This window comes from Pseudescherichia vulneris (assembly GCF_902164725.1).
Taxonomy (GTDB): domain Bacteria; phylum Pseudomonadota; class Gammaproteobacteria; order Enterobacterales; family Enterobacteriaceae; genus Pseudescherichia; species Pseudescherichia vulneris.
Window position 1 is genome coordinate 380,256 of sequence record NZ_LR607338.1, and the last position, 3,810, is coordinate 384,065.

The window sequence follows — 3,810 nt, forward strand, 5'->3', positions numbered from 1 at the left end:
TCTTTCGGAGATCAAAGAGCGCCTGCCGCAGCTGCATGGCCTGTTTGTCTACGACTCACAGGGTAATATGAAATCGACGTCGTTTGGCCGCCAGCCTGCCATCACCAATAACGCTGACCGGGAATATTTTATTTATCACCGTAAAAACGGCCACGGCAGCGTGCATATTGGGCACGTGATCCGCAGCCGATCTACGGGCGATCTTATTATCCCCGTGTCGCTGCGCCTGAATGATGCCGCTGGCGGCTTTGACGGCGTAGCCCTGGCGACGGTGAAAATCGATTACTTCCGCCAGTTCTACAGCTACTTTGAATTAGGGGAACGCGATCTGTTGGCGATCCTCAGCACTGATGCGACGGTGCTCTATGCTCGCCCGTTTAATGATGATGTCATCAACCGTAACCTCTCCCGAAGCCCGCTTTTTACTCAGGAGCTGATCCGCCATGATCGTGGCAATGCGACGTGGCAGTCGGGTATCGATCGCGTTGAGCGCATCTTTGGTTTCGCTCGCCTTGAGCGCTACCCGCTGGTGGTGGCTGCGGGATATGATAAGCCAGCGCTATGGCGTAGCTGGCTACACGAGAGCCTACCGGATATTGTTCTTAACGCCATGCTGCTGTTAGGCACCCTGATCATGGGCGCGCTCATTTTTCGCGTCGTGAGGGTTAACGTCAGGGATCAGACGGAGTTGACCACGCTGCGGGATGAGCTGACCAGTATTAACCATACGCTGCAAACTATGGCGCTGGCCGATGGCCTGACGGGGCTGGCAAACAGACGCCAGTTCGATCTTTTTCTCTCCCAGTCGTTGCGAGCCGCCTTGCTGACCGGCAAGCCCGTCTCGCTGATCATGCTGGATATTGACTACTTCAAACGCTATAACGACGCCTACGGCCATGTGGCCGGTGATAATTGCCTGCGTCAGGTGGGTGAGGTGTTGCAGAAGCTAAACCTGCGTCAGTCCGATCTTATTGCCCGCTACGGCGGAGAGGAGTTCGCGATTATTCTGCCGAATACCGACCGTGAAGCGGCATTCACCATTGCCGAGCTTGCCGTCGCCGCCGTGCGCGCCATTCAGCTGCCGCACAACGAGTCGCTGACCGGGACGAAAGTGGTGACGCTCAGCGCAGGTTGCTACAGCCTCATCCCGCGTGGCAGCGATGAGGATGCGCGCATGTTGAAAGAAGGGGCCGATGCCGCACTTTATAGTGCGAAAATGGCGGGGCGTGACCGCGCGGTTATTTCGGATATTCACAAATAATTAACTTCACTTGTTAAAGTGCGCGAAATTATTTTACTTTTTTAATATGAAACGCTATTTCTATTTTTATAAAATAGTATTTCTTTTTGTGATCGGCGCGACAGATTGATCGTAACGCAGGGTGATAGTATCTCCTGCGTTTTTTATAGCTGAAAAATATCAACCTGTATAAATAGCTGTGCCTTATGGGATCACAATAATGGATATACTTTTAGGGTTAGTGAAAACGCCCGCGGTGATTATCGCGATCGTGGCATTCTTGGGTTTGTTATTTCAAAAAGCATCAATTTCTCGCTTAATTACCGGTACGTTCTTATCGTTTATCGGTTTTACCATGATTAAAGTAGGCGGCAGCATTTTAATGAAGGTGTTGACAGCCTTTAGCTCACTGTTTTCCAAAGCATTTAATATTGTTGGGGTCGTGCCAAGTAACGAAGCAATTATGGCGGCTACCATTGATAAGCTGGGCTCTATCGCGGCGCTTATCCTGCTGTTTGCTATGATTTTAAATATTATTTTAGCTCGATTTACCCGCTTCAAGTTTATCTACCTCTCATTACACCTGGTTTTGTTTATGGCCTTTGCCATCACTGCTGTGCTGCTGCAGTTTGGTTTCAGCCACACGATGATGATTGTTATCGCCTCGCTGCTGATTGGCACCTATATGGCCGTGTCGCCTTTTATCCTCAGCCGTTTTAGCCGGGAAATCATAGGCTCAAATGAGTATGCTATTTCTCACGCGGCGATCTCATCCTATGTGATGGGCTCCTATATGGGGAAATGGTTTGGTAATAAGCAGAACGATACAGAACATCTTAATATCAGCAGTAAGTTTGATTTTATTCGTGAACCCAACATTGCCACACTGTTGACCATGCTGGTTCTGCTGCTCATCTCCTGTATTTTTGCCACTCAGCCGCAAATTAAAGACGCGATGACCGTGGTCTATGGTGCGGGTGCCGGTGATAAGAACGTGGTGATCTTTATTCTTGAACAGTCGGCCACCTTTGCCTGCGGGCTTTATCTGGCGAAGGCGGGGGTAAACCTGTTTACCGCCGAGATTGTTCCGGCGTTCAAAGGTTTTGCGCGCGTGTTTGCCCCGGGCTCGGTACCGGCAGTCGACGTGATGGTCCTGTTTACCAAAGCACCCAACGCAACGCTGATTGGCTTTTTAATCAGCTTCTCCATTGAGCTGGTCTGTATTTTTCTTTTCCCATTCATTGGACTGCCGATTATCGTTCCGGGGATTATGGCAAGCTTTATTACCGGCGGCGCGGCGGCGATCTTCGGTAATGCAACCGGCGGCTTCCGTGGCGCGGTGATCGCCAGCAGCATCAATGGCTTACTGCTGTGCGTGCTGCCAGCGCTGACGCTACCGATCTTTTCGCAGCTGGGCGCGCAGGGCGTGACCTTTGCCGATCCCGACTTTACGCTGCCATCGCTGATCCTGGATTATCTACTGCGTATCGTGAGTTAAGTTGTGGAGAAAGGCAGCTAATTAAGGGAAGAGAGGCTGCCTTTTAAACCTGAGTCGATAACGTTAACGCCTTAGTTTTGAGATAAAAGGGATATTGCGGAATCTGTTCTCCCACGGCAGGCCATAGCCGATAAGAAGATCGTCACTCTCCATCTCATAGGCGTAAAACTGCTTAAAGGGAATATCGATTCTGCCGGGTTTAACGAACAGCGTGGCAATGGCTAACGACTTCGGTGCATAGGTTGTGCTGAGATACGCTACCAGCCGCTTCATGGTGCCGCCGGACTCGATGGCATCATCGATAACAATCACATCTCTGCCGTTAATATCAATAGTGGGGTGAAACATAATCGCCGACTGATTGCTGCGGTCGCCGGGCGTATGCGGGCAGGATATCGTCTCCATCGCCACCGTAAACTCCAGCTTTCTGACCAGATCGGCAGTAAAAAGGATGCCGCCTGGCACCACGGTAATCACCACGGCATCATGATAATTATCGTTGAGCAACGCCGCGACGCGCGCTACGCCTGCGGCAATGGCAGTTTCATCTAAAACCAGCTCACCCATGTAACGGTTATCCATTGTGCTTCCTTCGTCTTGTATGTTATTAATACACTTTACCGCAAACTTCAAACTATCTGATTAATAATTAAGGACAAAGTGTGACTTCAGTCGAAAGCTTACAGGCAAAATATCCCAATGCACCCGCGTGGTCCATTGGCGACAGCGTCGAGCTGGCAAACCAGTTGGCCGACCTGGTTGTGAAGGGAAAAAAGACAGCTTCGTGCGGCTCGTTAGCGTCATACCAGGCGGACAGCGCGTCACCGGCAGTAGGCAGCTACCATATTATTCTCAATGGTAACCAGGAACCAGTATGCGTTATTCGCATGACGTCGCTGCGGCTGGTGAGATTCTGCGACGTTGACGACGCCTTTGCCTGTAAAGAGGGGGAAGGTGACCTGAGCCTTGCATACTGGCGCACGGAGCATCAGCGCTTCTTTACGCAGACAGGGAGCTTCTCTGAAGAGATGGAACTGGTTGCCGAAGAGTTTGAAGTGGTTGAGATAATCTG

The 3,810-nt window shown here is 50.8% G+C and carries 4 protein-coding genes; 3 read left to right on the top strand and 1 reads right to left on the bottom strand.

Translation table 11 applies throughout. The features are described from left to right. Positions 1–1,261, top strand: a 1,261-nt coding sequence (locus FN633_RS01420; RefSeq protein ID WP_243731467.1) for a sensor domain-containing diguanylate cyclase, incomplete at its 5' end; no start/stop codon positions are given. A gap of 199 nt (positions 1,262–1,460) precedes the next feature. After that, positions 1,461–2,738, top strand: coding sequence for a PTS ascorbate transporter subunit IIC (locus FN633_RS01425; RefSeq protein WP_144816041.1), 1,278 nt, complete (start codon positions 1,461–1,463; stop codon positions 2,736–2,738). Between the two features lie 63 nt (positions 2,739–2,801). Here FN633_RS01425 and FN633_RS01430 read toward each other — a convergent pair whose 3' ends face one another. Continuing rightward, positions 2,802–3,320, bottom strand: coding sequence for a phosphoribosyltransferase (locus FN633_RS01430; protein WP_154056490.1), 519 nt, complete (start codon positions 3,318–3,320; stop codon positions 2,802–2,804). 80 nt (positions 3,321–3,400) lie between these two features. On the opposite strand from FN633_RS01430, the gene FN633_RS01435 reads away from it, so the two are divergent. Further along, positions 3,401–3,810, top strand: a 410-nt coding sequence (locus FN633_RS01435) for an ASCH domain-containing protein (protein ID WP_154058788.1), incomplete at its 3' end; no start/stop codon positions are given.